The sequence below is a fragment of the Klebsiella sp. D5A genome, from assembly GCF_001620885.1.
Lineage (GTDB): Bacteria > Pseudomonadota > Gammaproteobacteria > Enterobacterales > Enterobacteriaceae > Klebsiella > Klebsiella variicola.
This window is the reverse complement of sequence record NZ_LOAR01000006.1, coordinates 152038-169899: the sequence shown is the minus strand read 5'-3', so window position 1 is coordinate 169899 and position 17862 is coordinate 152038. Positions and strand designations below refer to the sequence as shown.

General features: G+C 54.6%; 15 protein-coding genes. 4 read left to right on the top strand and 11 right to left on the bottom strand.

Annotated elements, in window-relative coordinates; translation table 11 throughout:
• Positions 1-82: 82 nt before the first annotated feature.
• A complete protein-coding gene (gene sgrR, locus AS136_RS10400) occupies positions 83-1738 on the bottom strand; it encodes an HTH-type transcriptional regulator SgrR (RefSeq protein WP_023322061.1) in 1656 nt (551 codons plus the stop codon).
• Positions 1739-1825: 87 nt separating this feature from the next.
• Here sgrR and sgrT point away from each other — a divergent pair, with 87 nt between their 5' ends.
• The gene (sgrT, locus tag AS136_RS26660) at positions 1826-1978 is read left to right on the top strand and encodes a glucose uptake inhibitor SgrT (RefSeq protein ID WP_012542866.1); all 153 of its coding nucleotides are present in this window, start codon (positions 1826-1828) and stop codon (positions 1976-1978) included.
• A 271-nt stretch (positions 1979-2249) separates the two neighbouring features.
• Positions 2250-3434: a sugar efflux transporter gene (locus tag AS136_RS10395; RefSeq protein ID WP_023322062.1), complete on the top strand. Its 1185-nt coding sequence runs from the start codon at positions 2250-2252 to the stop codon at positions 3432-3434.
• Between the two features lie 44 nt (positions 3435-3478).
• Here AS136_RS10395 and AS136_RS10390 read toward each other — a convergent pair whose 3' ends face one another.
• On the bottom strand, positions 3479-4789 hold the full coding sequence (locus tag AS136_RS10390; protein ID WP_012542864.1) for an MFS transporter: 1311 nt from the start codon (positions 4787-4789) through the stop codon (positions 3479-3481).
• Between the two features lie 231 nt (positions 4790-5020).
• Here AS136_RS10390 and AS136_RS10385 point away from each other — a divergent pair, with 231 nt between their 5' ends.
• Entirely contained in the window at positions 5021-5917 is an 897-nt protein-coding gene (locus AS136_RS10385; RefSeq protein WP_012542863.1) for a LysR family transcriptional regulator, read from the top strand.
• A 37-nt stretch (positions 5918-5954) separates the two neighbouring features.
• On the opposite strand, the gene aroD is transcribed toward AS136_RS10385, so the two are convergent.
• The 9 genes from aroD to leuL all read right to left on the bottom strand — a co-directional run bounded on the left by aroD (position 5955) and on the right by leuL (position 16135).
• On the bottom strand, positions 5955-6710 hold the full coding sequence (gene aroD, locus AS136_RS10380; protein WP_023322063.1) for a type I 3-dehydroquinate dehydratase: 756 nt from the start codon (positions 6708-6710) through the stop codon (positions 5955-5957).
• 30 nt (positions 6711-6740) lie between these two features.
• Positions 6741-7955, bottom strand: a complete 1215-nt coding sequence (locus AS136_RS10375; protein WP_038422109.1) for an MFS transporter — start codon at positions 7953-7955, stop codon at positions 6741-6743.
• Positions 7956-7965: 10 nt separating this feature from the next.
• On the bottom strand, positions 7966-8829 hold the full coding sequence (locus tag AS136_RS10370; RefSeq protein ID WP_008807448.1) for a shikimate dehydrogenase: 864 nt from the start codon (positions 8827-8829) through the stop codon (positions 7966-7968).
• An 11-nt stretch (positions 8830-8840) separates the two neighbouring features.
• On the bottom strand, positions 8841-10874 hold the full coding sequence (locus tag AS136_RS10365) for an oxidoreductase (protein ID WP_023322065.1): 2034 nt from the start codon (positions 10872-10874) through the stop codon (positions 8841-8843).
• A 397-nt stretch (positions 10875-11271) separates the two neighbouring features.
• Entirely contained in the window at positions 11272-11877 is a 606-nt protein-coding gene (gene leuD / locus AS136_RS10360) for a 3-isopropylmalate dehydratase small subunit (RefSeq protein WP_008807446.1), read from the bottom strand.
• A 10-nt stretch (positions 11878-11887) separates the two neighbouring features.
• Complete coding sequence (gene leuC / locus AS136_RS10355) at positions 11888-13288, bottom strand: 3-isopropylmalate dehydratase large subunit (protein ID WP_008807445.1); 1401 nt, start codon at positions 13286-13288, stop codon at positions 11888-11890.
• Positions 13289-13290: 2 nt separating this feature from the next.
• On the bottom strand, positions 13291-14382 hold the full coding sequence (leuB, locus tag AS136_RS10350; RefSeq protein ID WP_008807444.1) for a 3-isopropylmalate dehydrogenase: 1092 nt from the start codon (positions 14380-14382) through the stop codon (positions 13291-13293).
• On the bottom strand, positions 14382-15953 hold the full coding sequence (leuA, locus tag AS136_RS10345) for a 2-isopropylmalate synthase (protein ID WP_008807443.1): 1572 nt from the start codon (positions 15951-15953) through the stop codon (positions 14382-14384). Before leuA ends, leuB begins: the two co-directional genes overlap by 1 nt.
• Positions 15954-16048: 95 nt before the next feature.
• Entirely contained in the window at positions 16049-16135 is an 87-nt protein-coding gene (leuL, locus tag AS136_RS26650) for a leu operon leader peptide (protein WP_004222662.1), read from the bottom strand.
• Positions 16136-16747: 612 nt separating this feature from the next.
• Here leuL and leuO point away from each other — a divergent pair.
• Complete coding sequence (leuO, locus tag AS136_RS10340; protein ID WP_072121929.1) at positions 16748-17716, top strand: transcriptional regulator LeuO; 969 nt, start codon at positions 16748-16750, stop codon at positions 17714-17716.
• The last annotated feature ends 146 nt before the right edge of the window (positions 17717-17862 follow it).

Sequence of the window (17862 nt, the reverse complement as noted above, 5' to 3'; positions counted from 1 at the left end):
CGTGAATGATATTGCGTATGTTTATTAGCACCCCGTTGAGAACGGCCTTAGTGTAATGATTTTGTCAGATGACGGAAAGCGCTTACGGCTCCGGCGGCGCAAACCACGCGGATTTAAAGTCGAACCAGCCGAGGGTGTTCATCCGTACGCCGCGCATACTGCGCTGCCCCTGAATCATCAGCCAGTGGTGGATCAGCGGCACGATATGTTGCCCGGCCAGCAGCCGCTGGCTCCAGGTGGCCGGATTAAACTCTCCCGCGCGCCAGCGGCAGGCGTCTGCCTGCCAGTCAATGGGGATGCAGCGCTGAATGAGCGGGACTTCGTACAGATAGGCGAAGAGTGAGAATTCGATCGGTAAGGTGAAGTTAACGCTGTTAAGCCAGATATCGCTGACCACCTCGCCGCGATGCCAGGCATCATACTCCAGCTCCTGGATCTCCAGTTTTACCTGATGCGCTGCCAGCAGGTCGCGCATAATCCCGCCGATCACCCGATGTTCGACGTGATCGCGGTAATAGGTGAGGGTGACGGTCTCCAGCCCCGCCGGCTTCTCGCAGGCGTGGTTGCTGGCGTGATGCCAGCGCGGCAGCAGGCCGTAGGCGGGAAACCAGTTGCCCTGGTAGTGTTCGCCCGCATGGTAGAGCAGGTTGGCGGGCTGAAACAGATAGCTTAACCAGCGACGCACCGCGTCGTTGGCCCCCAGCGGGCTTCGCGAGTCGAACAGCAGGTAATAGCAGCCCTCTTCCAGGCGACTCTCCACCGCTTTTTCGCTTTCGGTATTGCCCTGCAGCGTCAGGCCGCCATTGGGCTCTTCACTAATTTCCGGCAGCACCCAGACGTTCACCTCATCGATCAGCGCCCGGTAGCCAAAATAGTCTTCAAAGGCATGGATCTTGAGCTGGTTCTGATTGTTACGCACCACAGCATAAGGGCCGGTGCCGACCGGCATGGAGGAAAAGTGGTTCATGGTCTGCCACTCCTGCGGCAGCACCATCGCCGGCACCTGGCCCAGCAGCCAGGGCAGCCAGCGGTCGGGCTGGCACAGATGAATATCCAGGGTCCAGGCGGTGGGCGATTCGATGCGTTCGATATGTGAATAGAGCGGCAGGGCATTGCTGCGCTGCAGAGAGGCGATCACATCCGCCATCTCCAGCTCACGGCCGTGGTGAAAATGGATGCCCGGGCGGAGGAAAAAGCGCCAGTGGGTGGGGGTCAGCTGCTGCCAATGGTGGGCAATATCGGCTTCCAGTTCCCCATTTTCCTCATTTACCCGCGTCAGGGCGCTGAAAATTTGCCGGGCAATATGCGTTTCCGAACGCCGCAGCGCACTGCCGGGCAGTAAATTCTTCATCGGACGATAGTAGAGCACGCGCAGGATATGGCGTCCCTGGCGAAAGCTGCGGCCAAGATGAGAGATCAGCATCTGGCGGACGGCGGCCTTATCGCCGACCAGCTGCACCAGCTGATCGATGCGATCCTGCTCGAGGAGATCTTCGGCACGCTGCTGCTGCAGGGCGAGGCCGGTATAGAGAAAGGTTAGCCGCGAACGCTTGCCGCGGCCTGCCTCCGCCTCCCAGGCCAGCCAGCCGCGGGACTCCATCATATTGAGCAGGGTGCGCATATGGCGACGCGAGCAGCTCAGCATTTCCGCCAGCTCGTTGAGGGTGGTCTCCTGCGACTTGCCGTCGCAGCACTGCCATAAGCGGATGAACTGTTGTTGCAGACGGCTGGAAGACATAAAAGGGGAACTCCTGCGCAAAACTCAGCAATTTATTACTCCCCATATTAAGCCAATAATGAATCCCGATGAAGCGAGGAGGTGAATATGATGAGGTCTACCGCAAAATCGTTCTACCAGCGCTATTTTTCTGCGACGCAGGATGCGTCCTGGCTGGCCCGCCTGATGGCAGGACGACAACAGGAAATCCTGGGAGAACTGATGCAGTGGGGAGTGACGTCAAAGGCCTCTGATCATTGACTTGCAGACATCATGTGTGACTGAGTATTGGTGTTATACTCGTCGTTTTTCACGCTGCAGGGGCGTTGGCCGCGACCGCTCGTTTCGCTGTCGATGCGCTCAGGGTCTGACGTTCTGGCCACGCTCACCCTTTCAGGGCCAGCACAAGCGCTGTGCAAAACGGTTAACCGTTTTGTCCTGCAACATGAAACCCATAGAGTATAGAATCACCCGCCAGCAGAAATCCTCTGCTGGCTTTTTTCGTTTACTTCGCGTGTGTTAAGGACATTCCATGCTGTGGTTGATGACGATGGGACGACGGCTAAACGGCGTGTATGCCGCCTTTATGCTGGTTGCTTTTATGATGGGCGTGGCGGGCGCGTTGCAGGCGCCGACGTTGAGTTTGTTTCTCAGCCGCGAAGTAGGGGCGCAGCCGTTCTGGGTGGGCCTGTTCTACACGGTAAATGCCATTGCCGGGATCCTGGTGAGTCTGGCGTTGGCTAAGCGCTCTGATAGCCGCGGCGATCGGCGGCGGTTAATTATGCTCTGCTGCCTGATGGCGGTGGGCAATGCGCTGCTGTTTGCCTTCAACCGTCACTACCTGACGTTAATTACCTGCGGGGTGATGCTGGCGTCCATCGCCAATGCCGCCATGCCGCAGCTCTTCGCCCTGGCCCGGGAGTATGCCGACAGCTCGGCGCGGGAAGTGGTGATGTTCAGTTCGATCATGCGTGCGCAGCTGTCGCTGGCGTGGGTGATTGGCCCGCCGCTGGCCTTTATGCTGGCCCTCAATTATGGCTTTACCACCATGTTTTCCATTGCGGCGGGCATCTTTGTGATTAGTCTGGCGCTGATTGCCATTAAACTGCCCTCGGTCCCGCGGGTGGAACAGCCTTCGGAAGAGGCGGCGGCGCTGGTGCAGGCCGGCGGCTGGCAGGATAAGAACGTGCGCATGCTGTTTATCGCCTCCACGCTGATGTGGACCTGCAACACGATGTATATCATTGATATGCCGCTGTGGATCAGTAACGATCTCGGTCTTCCCGACAGCCTGGCCGGGATCCTGATGGGCACCGCCGCCGGACTGGAAATACCGGCGATGATCCTCGCCGGTTACTACGTGAAGCGCTTTGGTAAACGTAAAATGATGGTGGCGGCGGTCGCGGCCGGTGTGCTGTTTTATGCCGGGTTGATTCTGTTTCATGGCCGTACGGCGCTGCTGGCCCTGCAGCTATTTAACGCGGTCTTTATCGGTATTATCGCCGGGATCGGTATGCTGTGGTTCCAGGACTTAATGCCGGGTCGGGCGGGGGCGGCGACCACCCTGTTCACCAACAGTATTTCCACCGGCGTGATCCTCGCCGGCGTGATGCAGGGGGCGCTGTCGCAAAGTTATGGCCACGCCAGCGTCTACTGGGCAATCGCCGCGATTTCGCTGGTGACACTGTTTTTGACCAGCAGGGTGAAGGATATCTGACAATCTGCCTTGCCCCGGCGAGCCGCGTCGCCGGGGCAAGCTGACTACTCCAGGACGATACGCTTGATATCGCCGATGATAAAAATGTAGGCAATCACGCCGATCAGCGCCGTCAGGCCGACATAGATCAGCGCGTAAAAGAAATTACCCGTTGCGGAGATAATCACGCCAATTATCAGTGGCGCAATAATAGATGCCATATTGGCGCAAAAGTTAAATATGCCGCCGGTGAGGCCTGCCATATTTTCCGGGGCAATATCAGAAATTAAGGTCCAGCCCAGACCGACCATCCCCTGGCCAAAAAATGCCACCGACATAATAATGATTACGGTGCTGTTAGCGCTTACCCAGTTTGCCGCAATAATACAGCTGGACAGTAGTAAACCGGAAATTATTGGTAACTTTCGACTGATGTTGACGGAGCCGGTTCGCTTCAGCAACCGGTCCGAGATCCAGCCGCCGAAGAGGATGCCGATCGCGGCGGCGAGGAAGGGCCAGGTGGCGAAAAATCCGACGTGAAGCCAGGGAAGATGGCGCTCGTTGGCAAGATAGCTGGGAAACCACGTCAGAAAAAACACCAGCGTGGTGTTCCCGGCAAACTGGCCCAGACTGGCGCCTACGATCTGACGACAGCCCAGCAGACGCCTGGCGTCACGCCAGTTAAATGGAACGTTCTGGATTTTATTGTTAATGTTGTTTGCGCCGATGTAATCCAACTCTGCTTTATTAGCCGTGCGTGATTCATGCGGTTCGTGATAAAAACGCCACCACACCAACGTAAATAAAATACCTAATCCGCCGGTGAGAAAAAACAGCGTTCTCCAGCCATGGTGTTCGAGGATTAAAAATAACAGCGGCGAGAAAGCGGCCAGCCCTATATATTCGCCAACTGTATATGTTGCCGTCGCCCGCGCGCGCTCATGCTGGGGAAACCAGGTGCTGACGATGCGGCTGTTGGCCGGAAAGCAGGGCGCTTCGCTGACGCCAAGCCCCAGGCGCAGGAGGAGCAGGGTTTTCAGCCCGAGGGTAAAACTTTGCAGCAGAGTAAACAGCGACCAGAAGAAAATAGACAGGGCATAGGTGAGCTTGTTACCAAAACGGTCTAAAAATACCCCGCCAGGGATCTGCGCCAGCGCATAGGTCCAGGCAAAGGCGGAGAAAATGATGCCCATCATCGCTGGATCGATATGAATTTCCTGGGTTAATTGTGGGGCGACAATACCCAGGATGGTGCGATCGAGATAATTGATCATCGTTCCGACGGACAACAGCAGTAAAATAACTATCCGAACGCGGCTTCTTTTTTTCGTCCCCGATGAGGAAGTGAGGACTTCCTGAGAGTTTGACATACTCATAGCGAGTTCCTTTAAAGTTTAAAATATTTTTGCATATATTCGCACATGCAAAAACATCTCCAGGAACTATAGATAGTATCTATGAATGGCAACGCTTTGTTGCACATTCATACGCTTCACAAAAGAATATTTGATGTAACGCCGATATTTACCCGCTCCCGCACATTATTGGTGGCTTGCATGGTATATTAGCGTCAGTGCATTTATTCTTATATTATACGGGCAAAAATAATGAACCTAAAGCAACTTTATTATTTTAAACGTCTGTCTGAAACCGAACATTACACCGAAGCCGCCTCCAGTCTGTGCATCACCCAGCCCTCGCTAAGCCATGCGATATCGGAGCTGGAGAAGGAGTTAGGGGTCGCGCTGTTCGCCAGACAGGGACGGAACGTTAAAATTACGCAAAACGGCAAGCGTTTTTTGCCGTATGTCGAAGATGCGCTGGCCTCGCTGGAGAATGGCCGGATGACATTACAAAAAAATGGCGCCGAGAATAAAGAGAATATTCGCATCGCCTTTATTTACACGATGGGCGAATATGTTGTTCCGCAGTTAATTAATCAATATTCTCTTTCACCTGAATGTCACAACGTTACTTTTTCTTTTACTCAGGGGACATCGCTGACCCTATTGCAGGAGCTGAAAGCAGGCAAAGTCGATCTGGCGATTTGCTCTTATATTGCGGATGAGCCGGATATCGATTTTATTCCTGTTATTCAGCAGGAGCTGGTGGTGGTCACGGCGAAGGATCATCCGTTGGCCCGCCTGTATGAACATGAGGTCGATCTGGTAGAGACGATTCATTATCCCTATATCTATTTTTCAGAGAATAGCGGTTTACGTCCGTTTATCGATAATGTGTTTATGCAGCAAAAGCTGGTGCCGGAGATCGCCTGCTACGTGGATGAGGATACCGCGATGGCCGGGTTGGTCAGTATTGACTATGGGATCGCGATTATGCCGCGGATCTCCGCGCTCTCCTATTACAACGTTCATATCCTGAAGATTAAAAACACCATCCCCCCACGCTATATCTATCTGGCGACAATGAAAGATCGGTTACTTTCCCCGGCGCTACAGTCATTTAAAAATGTGGTTATCCACGACAGCCAGAATCTCTGTTAGCGGATGGCCCGGAGATCGCCTCCGGGCCATTCGGGCATCAGGAGAGAATATCCATCACTTCACGTAGTTTGGCGATGGCGATCTGTCCTGGCGCAGAAGCCTGTCCTACGGTACCGAAGGTCATCGCCGAGCCGAATAAGCGCCCGGTCACCCGGCTAACGCCACCGGATTTGCCCATCGACATGGTAATCAGCGGGCGAGTGGCATATTTTTCTTTCATGGTCAGCGTAGCGGCAAGCAAGGTCAGAACGTCCTGCGGCGACTGCGGCATCACCGCGATCTTCGGCAGGTCGGCGCCCAGATCCTGCATGCGGCGCAGGCGATAGATAATATCTTCCTGAGCGGGAGTCTTGTGGAAATCATGGTTACTCATGATCACCTTGACGCCCGCGGCATGCGCATCGTTAATCAGCGCGCGGATCTGCGCTTCATCATTGAATAGCTCGATATCGATAACATCAACCAGTCCGCTGCGCGCGGCTTCGCGATTGAGCGCGAAGTACGCTTCGTCGCTGATCTCGGTTTCGCCACCTTCTTTCTTGCTGCGGAAGGTGAACAGCAGCGGGAGCGCTTTCAGCGCGCCACGGATTTCCGCCAGCGCGGCCATCACCTGGGTCATGTCTCTGACCTGGGTAAAGTGGTCAACGCGCCATTCGATAATATCGGCGCCGGCATCGACCAGACTATGGGCGTTACCCAGTATCTCATCGAGGGTTTTGCCGATCAGCGGTACACAAATGAGGGTTTCCCCTTCCTGAAAGGTGATGTTCTTTACGGTTACTGCATTTGTCATGTAGGTATCCATTATTGTTCGCGTTGAACCTCAGGCGGTGACTGCGGTGCGGGACACTTTTTGCGCCGCCCGAGCCTGCAGTTGACGATAGCCGATGTACAGGGCGATCACAAAGCCGATCACGGCGATTGCAAAATCAAACCACATAATGCTGGCAATACTGATCTGCGAAAGCTTTGCGGTGATCAGGGGGATCGTGAAGCTGGCGATACTGCCGGCGGTGTAGAAGATCCCGGTTGCTTTACCTTTTCCGTCCGGGAAACTCATCGCCATGATTGTTGCTCCCAACTGCAGTACCCCGCCGGCGGCGGCAAAGCCGATGATAAAGGCGAAGCCGGTGACCATCATCGGCGTCGGGAACAGGCACACCAGCAGCAGCGAAATCATCGACAGGCCAGTATAGATGATCATGGCGATGGCCGAGCTGAACACCTCTTTGACGAAGGCGGCGGTCACGAAGACGCAGACCAGCGAACCGACGGTATAGATGCTAAGCAGTTTAATCGCCGAGGCGTAGGGCAGACCGACCACGAATTGACCGTACTGCGCCAGCCACTGGCTGACCAGATAGAAGGTTGCCATGCCAATGTAGCCGTACAGGGTGAAGATCACCATATCCAGCTTATTAGCCTGCGGCCGGGCAGTTGCTTCCGCCTGCGCCGTAGGGGCCTCCTCTTTTTTCGCCGACTGGCTATCCGGGAATGGCATTTTGAGCAGGTAGATGCCGCTCAGGACAAACAGTCCCGCCGCAATGACGAACGACCAGCCGAACCACAGATTCGCCCAGATCAGGAAGCTGATAATGAACGGCAGCAGGAACTGTCCGGCGGAAACGAAGGCTTTGATCAGCACGTTGGCCCGGCTGGCGGAGTGCGGGAAAGACTCCATTAGCGCCGGATAGGTTCCGGAGTCGAGGAAGCTATTCGCCAGGCCCGCCATAATGCCGAAGACGTAGGCCAGATAGATATTTTTAGTCAGCAGGATGCCGACGAAGAAGATCAGATAGCTGAGGATCCCCAGATAAATAAAAGGCTTACGGCCAAAGCGATCCGACAAAAAGCCGGTCACAATGGTCGCCAGCTTGCCGATACCTAACGAGGAGATAACGATGGATACGCCAGCAGCGTCTGTTCCCCACTGTTCCTGAAGATGGGCCATGTTGAGGGTGATTAAGAGCACCCCCATGCCGTGAATCAGGTAGTTGAGATACAGCCCTGCCGCAGTAGGGATGTATTTATTTTTCATCATTCGCCTCTTAGAACAGAATGCTCTTGATGTAATCAACCGGCATCTGTTTACCCGTCCAGATTTCGAACGCGCGCGCGCCTTGCCACAGCATCATCCCCAGACCGTTCAGGGTGCGGCAACCTTTTTTCTCCGCCACTTCCAGCAGGTGGGTTTTACGCGGGTTGTAGACGACGTCAGAGACGATCAGATCCGGGCGCAGGAAGCTGTCGTTCGGCAGCAACATTTGGCCTTCGAACGGCTTCATGCCAACGCCGGTGGCATTGGTCAGGATCACGCTGCTGTCGATTTCGGCGCGCAGCTTGTCATGATCGTCGAGATCGAACAGATGGATCTCGCAGTTGGTGTTGTTGCGGATCTTAGCTACCGTTTCTTCGGCGTTGGCGAAGAATTTATCGCGGCGGTTAAAGATGGAGATCGCCTTCACGCCATCCAGCGCCGCCTGGACGCAGAGGGCGGTCGCCGCGCCGCCGGCGCCGAGGACGGTCATCTTCTTGCCGATGATATCGATACCCGCTTCGCTAAGGGCGCGCATATAGCCGGTGCCGTCGGTGATATGTCCGGTCAGTACGCCATCGTCGTTGACCACGGTGTTGACCGCCCCGACCAGCTGCGCCGCCGGCGACAGCTTATCGAGATACTGGCAAATTTCGGTTTTGTTCGGCATAGAGACATTAAAGCCGCGCAGCTTCATTGCCCGAAAGCCCTGCACAACGTCCTTCAGCTCCTGATTACCGACTTCAAAAGCCAGATAAACATAGTCCAGCCCGAGATGGGCGAAAGCCTCGTTATGCATGGTGGGTGACATGCTGTGGCGAATCGGGGTGGCGATCAGGCCAATCAGCTCAGTGTGTCCAGTAATACGTTCTGCCATGACAAAAATCCTCAATAAGTTAGAAAGGGAATTCGTTGTGCTTCGCGACTGCCCAGCGCACCCATGTCTTCCAGGGTATCCAGCACGTTGCGGCCTTCGCGGATGCCGTCGATAATGCGCCGCGCCATCAGGCTGTCGCCGATATTCATGATTTTGACGTTATTGGCATTGGCCCAGCGCTCGATCTCGTCGAGACCCGTCCGGTTGGCGCGCATCCCCAGGCAGACAAAGCCGTAGTCAAAGGGGATATCGAAGGTTTGCTGTGTATTTTTCACCCGGAAATGGTCGGCAGCGACTGCCATCAGTTGGGTATTCATGTGCTGTTCGACCTGGTGCTCGTCGAGCATGGTCAACATGGCATTTTTGGTAATGATGTCGAGATCGCGACCGGCGGCGTCCTGCATTTCGATTAATACCGCTTGCGCGCCGCGCGCCGTAAAGTATTCGATAACGTCGAGGCCAACGGCGCCAGCGCCGACGACGGCGATGCGTTTACCCTCGATATTGGTAAATTTCGCCAGGTTGTCGATCATGCCGGTAATGGAAAAGACTTTGCCGTCCGCGGTATCAATGTTTTCCCGCAAGCCCTCAATGGGCGGCAGCAGCGGCGTTGAGCCGGTGGCGTTGACAATCAGATGCGGATGCAGGGCGGAAACTGAGGCCACGTCGGCACGTTTGCCGACCTGCAGCATCAGGTTGTCCAGCGAGGCGATGCGATTTTTCATAAACTGCGGGAAATCGGCGATACGCTTTTTCTCCGGCAGACGGGAGATATCGCTGGCGAGGCCGCCGACGTGGTTTTTCGCCTCCAGCAGCCAGGTATGGCAACCGACTTCCGCCGCCGTGCAGGCGGCTTCCATCCCGGCGGTGCCAGCGCCGATGACCACCACGTTCGTTTCGCGACTGACGCGGCGCATTTTGTAGGCATCGCCGTGGATGATGTCCGGGTTAATCGAACAGCGCAGCGGGCGCGAGCGGGCGATACGATGGTCAGCGCAACCGATATTGCAGGAGATGCATTTGCGCATCAGGCGCTCTTTACCGCCTTGCACCTTCTGCACCCACTCCGGCTCGGCAATCAGGCCGCGGCCAATGGCAATAAGGTCGGCATCGCCGCTGGCGAGAATATCCTCGGCCACCTGTGGTGAGCGAATATTGCCGGCGATGACCGTGGGCTTATGGAATTTATCGCGCACCGCGCGGGAGAGGTAGCGCTTCCAGCCATCCTCCAGCGACATCTGGTCGATTTGCAGATTCAGGTTGTCATTCTGCGCCGCAGAGACGTTGATGATATCGACCTTATCCTGGCAGAGTTCAAGGATGCGCAGGGAATCTTCGAGGGTATTGCCCCCCTTGAGGAAGTCGTCGGCGCTGATGCGCAGGCTGACCGGAAAACGCGGCCCCACGCAGGCGCGCACTTTATCGATAATCAGACTTAATATCCGGGTGCGATTTTCGACGGTGCCGCCAAATTCATCGGTGCGTTTGTTAAATAACGGCGATAAAAACTGGCTAATTAAATAGGAATGACCGGCATGAATTTCGACGCTGTCAAAACCCGCACGACGAACGCGCTCCGCGGCATCACCAAACTTTTCAACGGCATGATAAATTTCCTCATGCGTCATTGGGCGTGGAATATTTCCGTGCTTTTTCGAGGGCGTCGTGGAGGAAGAGAGTGGCGTCTGACCGTCAAGGCGGTAGGCGTACGCCGAAGCGCCAGCATGATTTAACTGAATGGATACGCAGGCGCCATGTTTATGCAGGGTCTCGGTTAATTTAAACAGCCGCGGAATATATTGATCGTTATCGATGCGTAACTGCGTGGTGCCGTTGGAAGCAAAGGGAAAATCAATACAGATGTTTTCGATGGTGATAAGTCCGGTGCCGCCTTTGGCCCGCAGTTCATAGTATTCCAGCTGTTCCTGCGACACCTCGCCGTTGAGCGTGGCCATATTGGTGCCCATAGGGGGCATGATAATGCGGTTTTTTAGCGTCATGCCGTTGATGGTCAACGGACTGAAAAGGTGCGGATAGTGGCTCATCTCTTCTCTCCACAGGAGGCCGGGAGGCCGATATGCGGGGGCCCGGGCGTGTCCTTAGTTAATATTTCTCTGTGGGCAAAGATAGCGAGGGGAAAAATCGAAAAATAATGTTTTTTTTTGTTCTGAGCTATAGGGGTTCTCTATGAGATTAACGCTTCTTTCACATTCTTATATTTTTATATTAAACACTCGTGCCTTATTTTTACTTGCAGTGAAGGGATAATACATAAACAACGAAGAGGAAGAGAAGGAAAGCGGAATGATTCTTCTTTATGGTGTGGGGCAGGGTGGGGTCAAGGCCTGACAATCAGCGAATCAATATTGGTTTTTGTGCGTGAGATCGCAATTTCCGCCGCGATAAAATTAAAAAGCCCGGTCAAATGACCGGGCCCGAAGGTTAATTCATAAACGCCGGCAGCTTGCGTTCATAGTCGGAAATCGCCTCTCCGTGCTGCAGCGTCAGGCCGATGCTATCCAGGCCGTTGAGCATACAGTGGCGGCGGAAGTCGTCGATCTTAAAGCTGTAGGTTTTATCCCCAGCTTTAACTACCTGCGCTTCCAGATCCACTTCAAACGTCATGCCCGGGTTGGCCTGCACCAGCTTGAACAGCTCGTCGACCTGCTCGTCGCTCAGGGTCACCGGCAGCAGCTGGTTATTGAAGCTGTTGCCGTAAAAGATATCGGCAAAGCTTGGCGCAATCACGACCTTAAAGCCGTAATCGGTCAACGCCCACGGCGCGTGCTCGCGCGAGGAGCCGCAGCCGAAGTTTTCACGTGCCAGCAGGATTGACGCCCCTTTGTATTGCGGGAAATTCAGCACAAAATCCGGGTTCGGCTGCTGGCCTTTATCGTCGAGAAAGCGCCAGTCGTTAAACAGGTGGGCGCCGAAGCCGGTGCGAGTCACTTTCTGCAAAAACTGCTTGGGAATAATCGCGTCGGTATCGACGTTTGCAGCATCCAGCGGAACCACCAGGCCGGTATGTTGGGTAAATTTCTCTGCCATGATGGTCTCCTTACTTCAGATTACGGATATCGGCGAAATGACCGGTAACAGCTGCCGCTGCGGCCATTGCCGGGCTCACCAGGTGCGTGCGTCCGCCGCGGCCCTGACGGCCTTCAAAATTACGGTTGCTGGTGGAGGCACAGCGCTCGCCCGGATTCAGGCGGTCATTGTTCATTGCCAGACACATCGAGCAACCCGGTAAGCGCCACTCAAAGCCGGCTTCGATGAAGATCTTATCCAGGCCTTCCGCTTCCGCCTGCGCTTTCACCGGACCGGAACCCGGCACCACCAGCGCCTGGACACCCGGCGCCACTTTACGCCCTTTAGCGATTTCCGCCGCGGCGCGTAAATCTTCGATTCGCGAGTTGGTGCAGGAGCCAATAAACACTTTATCGATAGCCACATCCGTCAGCGGGATCCCGGATTTCAGGCCCATGTAGGCCAGCGCTTTTTCGGCGCTGGCGCGTTCCACGGGATCGCTGAATGACGCCGGATCGGGGATATTATCCGTCACTGAGATCACCTGGCCCGGGTTGGTGCCCCAGGTCACCTGCGGGGCAATCTCCGCCGCCTGCAGCGTCACCACGGTATCAAACGTCGCGCCATCGTCGGTTTTCAGGGTTTTCCAGTACGCGACGGCATCGTCAAAATCTTTGCCTTTCGGCGCATGCAGACGGCCGCGTACGTAATTGAAGGTGGTTTCGTCCGGCGCGACCAGGCCCGCTTTGGCGCCCATCTCGATCGCCATGTTGCACAGGGTCATACGCCCTTCCATGCTCAGATCGCGGATCGCTTCGCCGCAGAACTCAACCACATGGCCGGTGCCGCCGGCGCTACCGGTTTTACCAATGATGGCCAGCACGATATCTTTAGCGGTAATACCCGGCGCCGCTTTGCCTTGCACGTCGATTTTCATGGTCTTCGCGCGGCCCTGTTTCAGGGTCTGGGTCGCCAGCACATGCTCCACTTCGGAGGTGCCGATACCGAACGCCAGCGCCCCGAACGCGCCGTGGGTGGCGGTATGGGAGTCACCGCAAACAATGGTCATCCCCGGCAGGGTGACGCCCTGCTCCGGGCCCATGACGTGGACGATACCCTGGTATGGGTGATTTAAGTCATACAGCTCAACGCCAAACTCTTTACAGTTCTTAATCAGCTCCTGCATCTGGATACGGGCCATCTCGCCGGACGCGTTGATATCTTTGGTCTGCGTCGAGACGTTGTGATCCATGGTCGCGAAGGTTTTACCCGGTTGGCGCACCTGGCGGCCATGCGCGCGCAGGCCGTCAAACGCCTGCGGGGAGGTCACTTCGTGCACCAGATGGCGGTCGATGTACAGCAGCGGGGTTTCGTTCTGCGCCTCATACACTACGTGCGCATCAAATAATTTTTCGTATAACGTCTTCGCCATGATTACACCCCTTCTGCGACATAGCGGGCAATGATATCGCCCATTTCATCAGTACTGACCGCCGCCGTTCCGCGCGCCAGGTCGCCGGTACGAACCCCTTCCTCTAAAGCACGGTTGATGGCGCTTTCAATGGCGGTCGCCGCTTCGTCAGCGTCGAGGCTGTAGCGCAGCAGCAGGGCCAGAGAGAGGATCTGCGCGATCGGGTTAGCGATATTTTTGCCCGCGATGTCCGGCGCCGAGCCGCCCGCTGGTTCATACAGGCCAAAACCTTGCTCGTTGAGGCTGGCGGACGGCAACATGCCCATAGAGCCGGTGATCATCGCGCACTCGTCGGAGAGGATGTCGCCAAACAGGTTGGAGCACAGCAGCACGTCGAACTGGGACGGATCTTTAATCAGTTGCATGGTGGCGTTATCGATATACATATGCGCCAGCTCAACGTCCGGATACTCCTTGCCGATCTCGGTGACGATTTCGCGCCACAGAATGGACGACTGCAGGACGTTGGCCTTATCGATGGAGGTCACTTTGTGACGACGCTTACGAGCGGATTCAAAAGCGATGCGCGCGATACGTTCGATTTCAAAGCGGTGATACACCTCGGTATCAAAGGCTTTCTCATGCTGACCGCTGCCTTCGCGGCCTTTTGGCTGGCCGAAGTAGATGCCGCCGGTCAGTTCGCGAACGCAGAGAATGTCGAAGCCGTTGGCAGCGATGTCGGCGCGCAGCGGGCAGAACTCCTCCAGCCCCTGGTACAGTTTGGCCGGACGCAGGTTGCTGAACAGTTTGAAGTGCTTACGCAGCGGCAGCAGCGCACCGCGCTCTGGCTGCTCGGCGGGCGGCAGGTGTTCCCATTTCGGACCACCGACGGAGCCGAACAGGATCGCATCCGCCTGTTCGCATCCGGCGACGGTCGCCTGCGGCAGGGGAGTCCCCTGACGGTCAATAGCCGCCCCACCGACGTCATACTGGCTGGTGGTAATGTGCATGGCAAAACGTTGGCGCACGGCTTCCAGTACTTTCATCGCCTGGTTCATCACTTCCGGGCCAATGCCATCACCCGGCAAAACGGCAATATGGTAATTCTTCGACATTACACGGTTTCCTTATTGTTCTCTTTATTCTGAGCTTTGCGTTGCAATTCTTTTTCGACTTCGGCGGCGCGCCAGATGTTGTTCAGCACGTGAACCATGGCTTTTGCTGACGACTCAACGATATCTGTGGCCAGACCAACACCGTGGAAACGGCGGCCGTTGTAGTCAACGACGATATCCACCTGGCCCAGGGCGTCTTTGCCGTGGCCTTTCGCACTTAAGCCATACTTCACTAAATCAATGTTGTAGTTTGTCACGCGGTTAATAGCCTGGTAGATGGCGTCGACCGGACCGTTGCCATTAGCGGCTTCGGTTTTGATTTCATCCCCGCAGACCAGCTTGATTGAAGCAGTGGCGATATCGCTGGAGCCAGACTGGACGCTGAAGTAGTCCAGGCGGAAATGCTCCGGCTCTTCCTGCTGCTTGTTGATAAACGCCAGCGCTTCCAGATCGTAATCGAAGACCTGGCCTTTTTTGTCCGCCAGCTTCAGGAACGCGTCGTACAGATGATCCAGGTTGTAATCGCTCTCCTGGTAACCCATCTCTTCCATCCGGTGTTTCACCGCCGCGCGACCGGAGCGGGAAGTCAGGTTCAGCTGTACCTGGTTCAGGCCGATGGATTCCGGAGTCATGATTTCGTAGTTTTCGCGGTTCTTCAGTACGCCGTCCTGGTGGATGCCGGAGGAGTGGGCGAAGGCGCCGGTGCCGACGATGGCTTTGTTGGCCGGGATAGGCATATTGCAGATCTGGCTGACGGTCTGGCTGGTGCGCCAGATTTCATGATGATTAATGTTGGTGTGCACGTTCATGATGTCTTTGCGCACTTTGATCGCCATGATCACTTCTTCCAGCGCACAGTTGCCAGCGCGTTCGCCGATACCGTTCATCGCGCCTTCTACCTGGCGCGCACCGGCGTGGACCGCGGCGAGGGCGTTACCGACGGCGATGCCCAGGTCATCATGGGTGTGGACGGAAATAATCGCTTTGTCGATATTCGGCACGCGATCATACAGGCCGCTGATAATGTTGGCGTATTCGAACGGCATGGTGTAGCCGACGGTGTCCGGGATATTAATGGTGGTGGCGCCAGCGTTGATCGCCGCTTCCACGACGCGAGCCAGATCGGCAATCGGCGTGCGGCCGGCGTCTTCACAGGAGAATTCGACATCGTCAGTGTAGTTGCGCGCCCGCTTCACCATATAGATCGCGCGCTCAATCACTTCATCCAGCGTGCTGCGCAGTTTGGTGGCGATATGCATCGGCGAGGTCGCAATAAAGGTATGGATGCGGAAAGCTTCAGCCACCTTTAAGGATTCTGCTGCCACATCGATATCTTTCTCAACGCAGCGCGCCAGAGCGCAAACACGGCTGTTTTTGATGGTGCGTGCGATGCTTTGCACCGATTCAAAATCGCCCGGGGAAGAGACCGGGAAACCGACTTCCATTACGTCGACCCCCATACGCTCAAGGGCCAGAGCGATCTGCAGCTTCTCTTTGACACTCAGGCTTGCCTGTAACGCTTGTTCGCCATCACGTAAGGTCGTATCGAAAATAATGACTTGCTGGCTCATGGTTTGGATCCTTAGTCTGTGTCCTGGCGCCTTGTTGACGAGCATAAAAAAACCCGCGCCAAGGCGCGGGTTTTATAGTCTTGCTGGAAGATGACTTAACGCTGAACGTCGCCCAACAGCCTACCGCGCAAATGGCATGCGTTTAGTAGTAGTAGGCTGGTGATACGAGCGGTGCGAATCATTGCGTCAAACTCCAGATGAAATCGTTATGCTTTTAGAGTTACTGGATAGCCGTTTTAAAGTCAACCCCTGGCACGGAAAAAGCGTTATTGGCTCACGATGTGAATTAGCAAATTGTGCTGATGTAAGCCCCGTTTTGCCGAAGATCCTATTTTGGACAAAGGGAGGCGCACCCTCATTTGTTTCATTTGAAAAAGTGCTTTGCATTCAACGCCTCGGTCACGATGAACCGTGAACGAGGCGGCAAAAAAAGCTATCTGAATGAAAATATTATATTTATTTTCCTTATGAATGTATTTGCTCATTAGCGGATTATTTTTCAATGATAAGCAGTTGTTAATTTTATGAGGTTAAAAATAAAATACTTTATTATTGCTTAAGTTACAGTTAACTATTAGTGTTGTTTTTATTTTTACGGATTATGGTTACACTCACCATCATTAAGTAACCGGTATGGTTTGAGTGGTTCATTTTCCTGGTAGTCCCGCTTTTTCACTGCCACTCATAGCCTTGATATATTCCTAAAAATCTCCTTTGCTATTTTGCAAATGTCATTTGCATGATAAATGATATTTTCGACGCTAATTATAGCGGTTTAGTAAAGGGAATTCATCGTGACGGCGGAATTAGATATGTTAATTGACACTCCAGAATATAAATCAGCCCCCGGACAGGAAGTCGTTAAACCTCAACTACGGATGGTTGATCTCAATCTGCTCACCGTTTTTGATGCGGTTATGCAAGAGCAGAATATCACCCGTGCCGCCCATACGCTCGGCATGTCTCAACCCGCGGTGAGTAACGCGGTTTCACGTCTGAAAGTGATGTTTAATGATGAGCTGTTTGTGCGCTATGGCCGCGGTATTCAGCCGACGGCGCGGGCCTATCAGCTTTTTGGTTCTGTGCGCCAGGCTCTGCAGCTGGTCCAAAACGAATTGCCGGGCTCCGGTTTTGAACCGCTAAGCAGTGAGCGCGTTTTCCATCTGTGCGTCTGCAGCCCGCTGGATAACATCCTGACGTCGGTTATTTTTAATAAAGTTGCGGAGATCGCACCCAATATTCATTTGGTCTTTAAATCCGCGCTGAATCAAAATACGGAACATCAGTTACGTTATCAGGAAACGGAATTTGTGATCGGTTATGAAGAGTTCCGTCGCCCTGAGTTTGCCTGCGTCCCGTTATTCAAAGACGAAATGGTTTTGGTGGCCAGTCGCAACCACCCCCGTATTTCCGGGCCGGTGATGGAGGCGGATATTTATCGTGAGGAGCATGCTACGGTGGCTCTCGATCGGTATGCCTCATTCAGTTTACCGTGGTATGACACGGCCGATAAACAGGCGCGTATCGCCTATCAGGGTAATGCGATGGTCAGCGTATTAAACGTGGTATCGCAAACTCAGATGGTGGCGATTGCCCCGCGCTGGCTGGCCAATGAGTTTGCCGATAAATTAGCCCTGCAAATATTACCTTTGCCGTTGAAGGTTAACAGCCGGACCTGCTATCTCTCGTGGCATGAAGCGGCTGGCCGCGATAAAGGCCATCAGTGGATGGAAGAGCTGCTGGTGGATATTTGCAAGCGCTGAGCCGATGGCAACGAGGATAAAAGGAGCTTCGGCTCCTTTTTTTATATGATGTAAATTCGATAATGCAGAATTTTGTTCTGTTTGACCTGTTCGAGGCATTCGTTGGGTTCGTGAAAAATGGATCAATTCCTGCTATCACGCCTTTT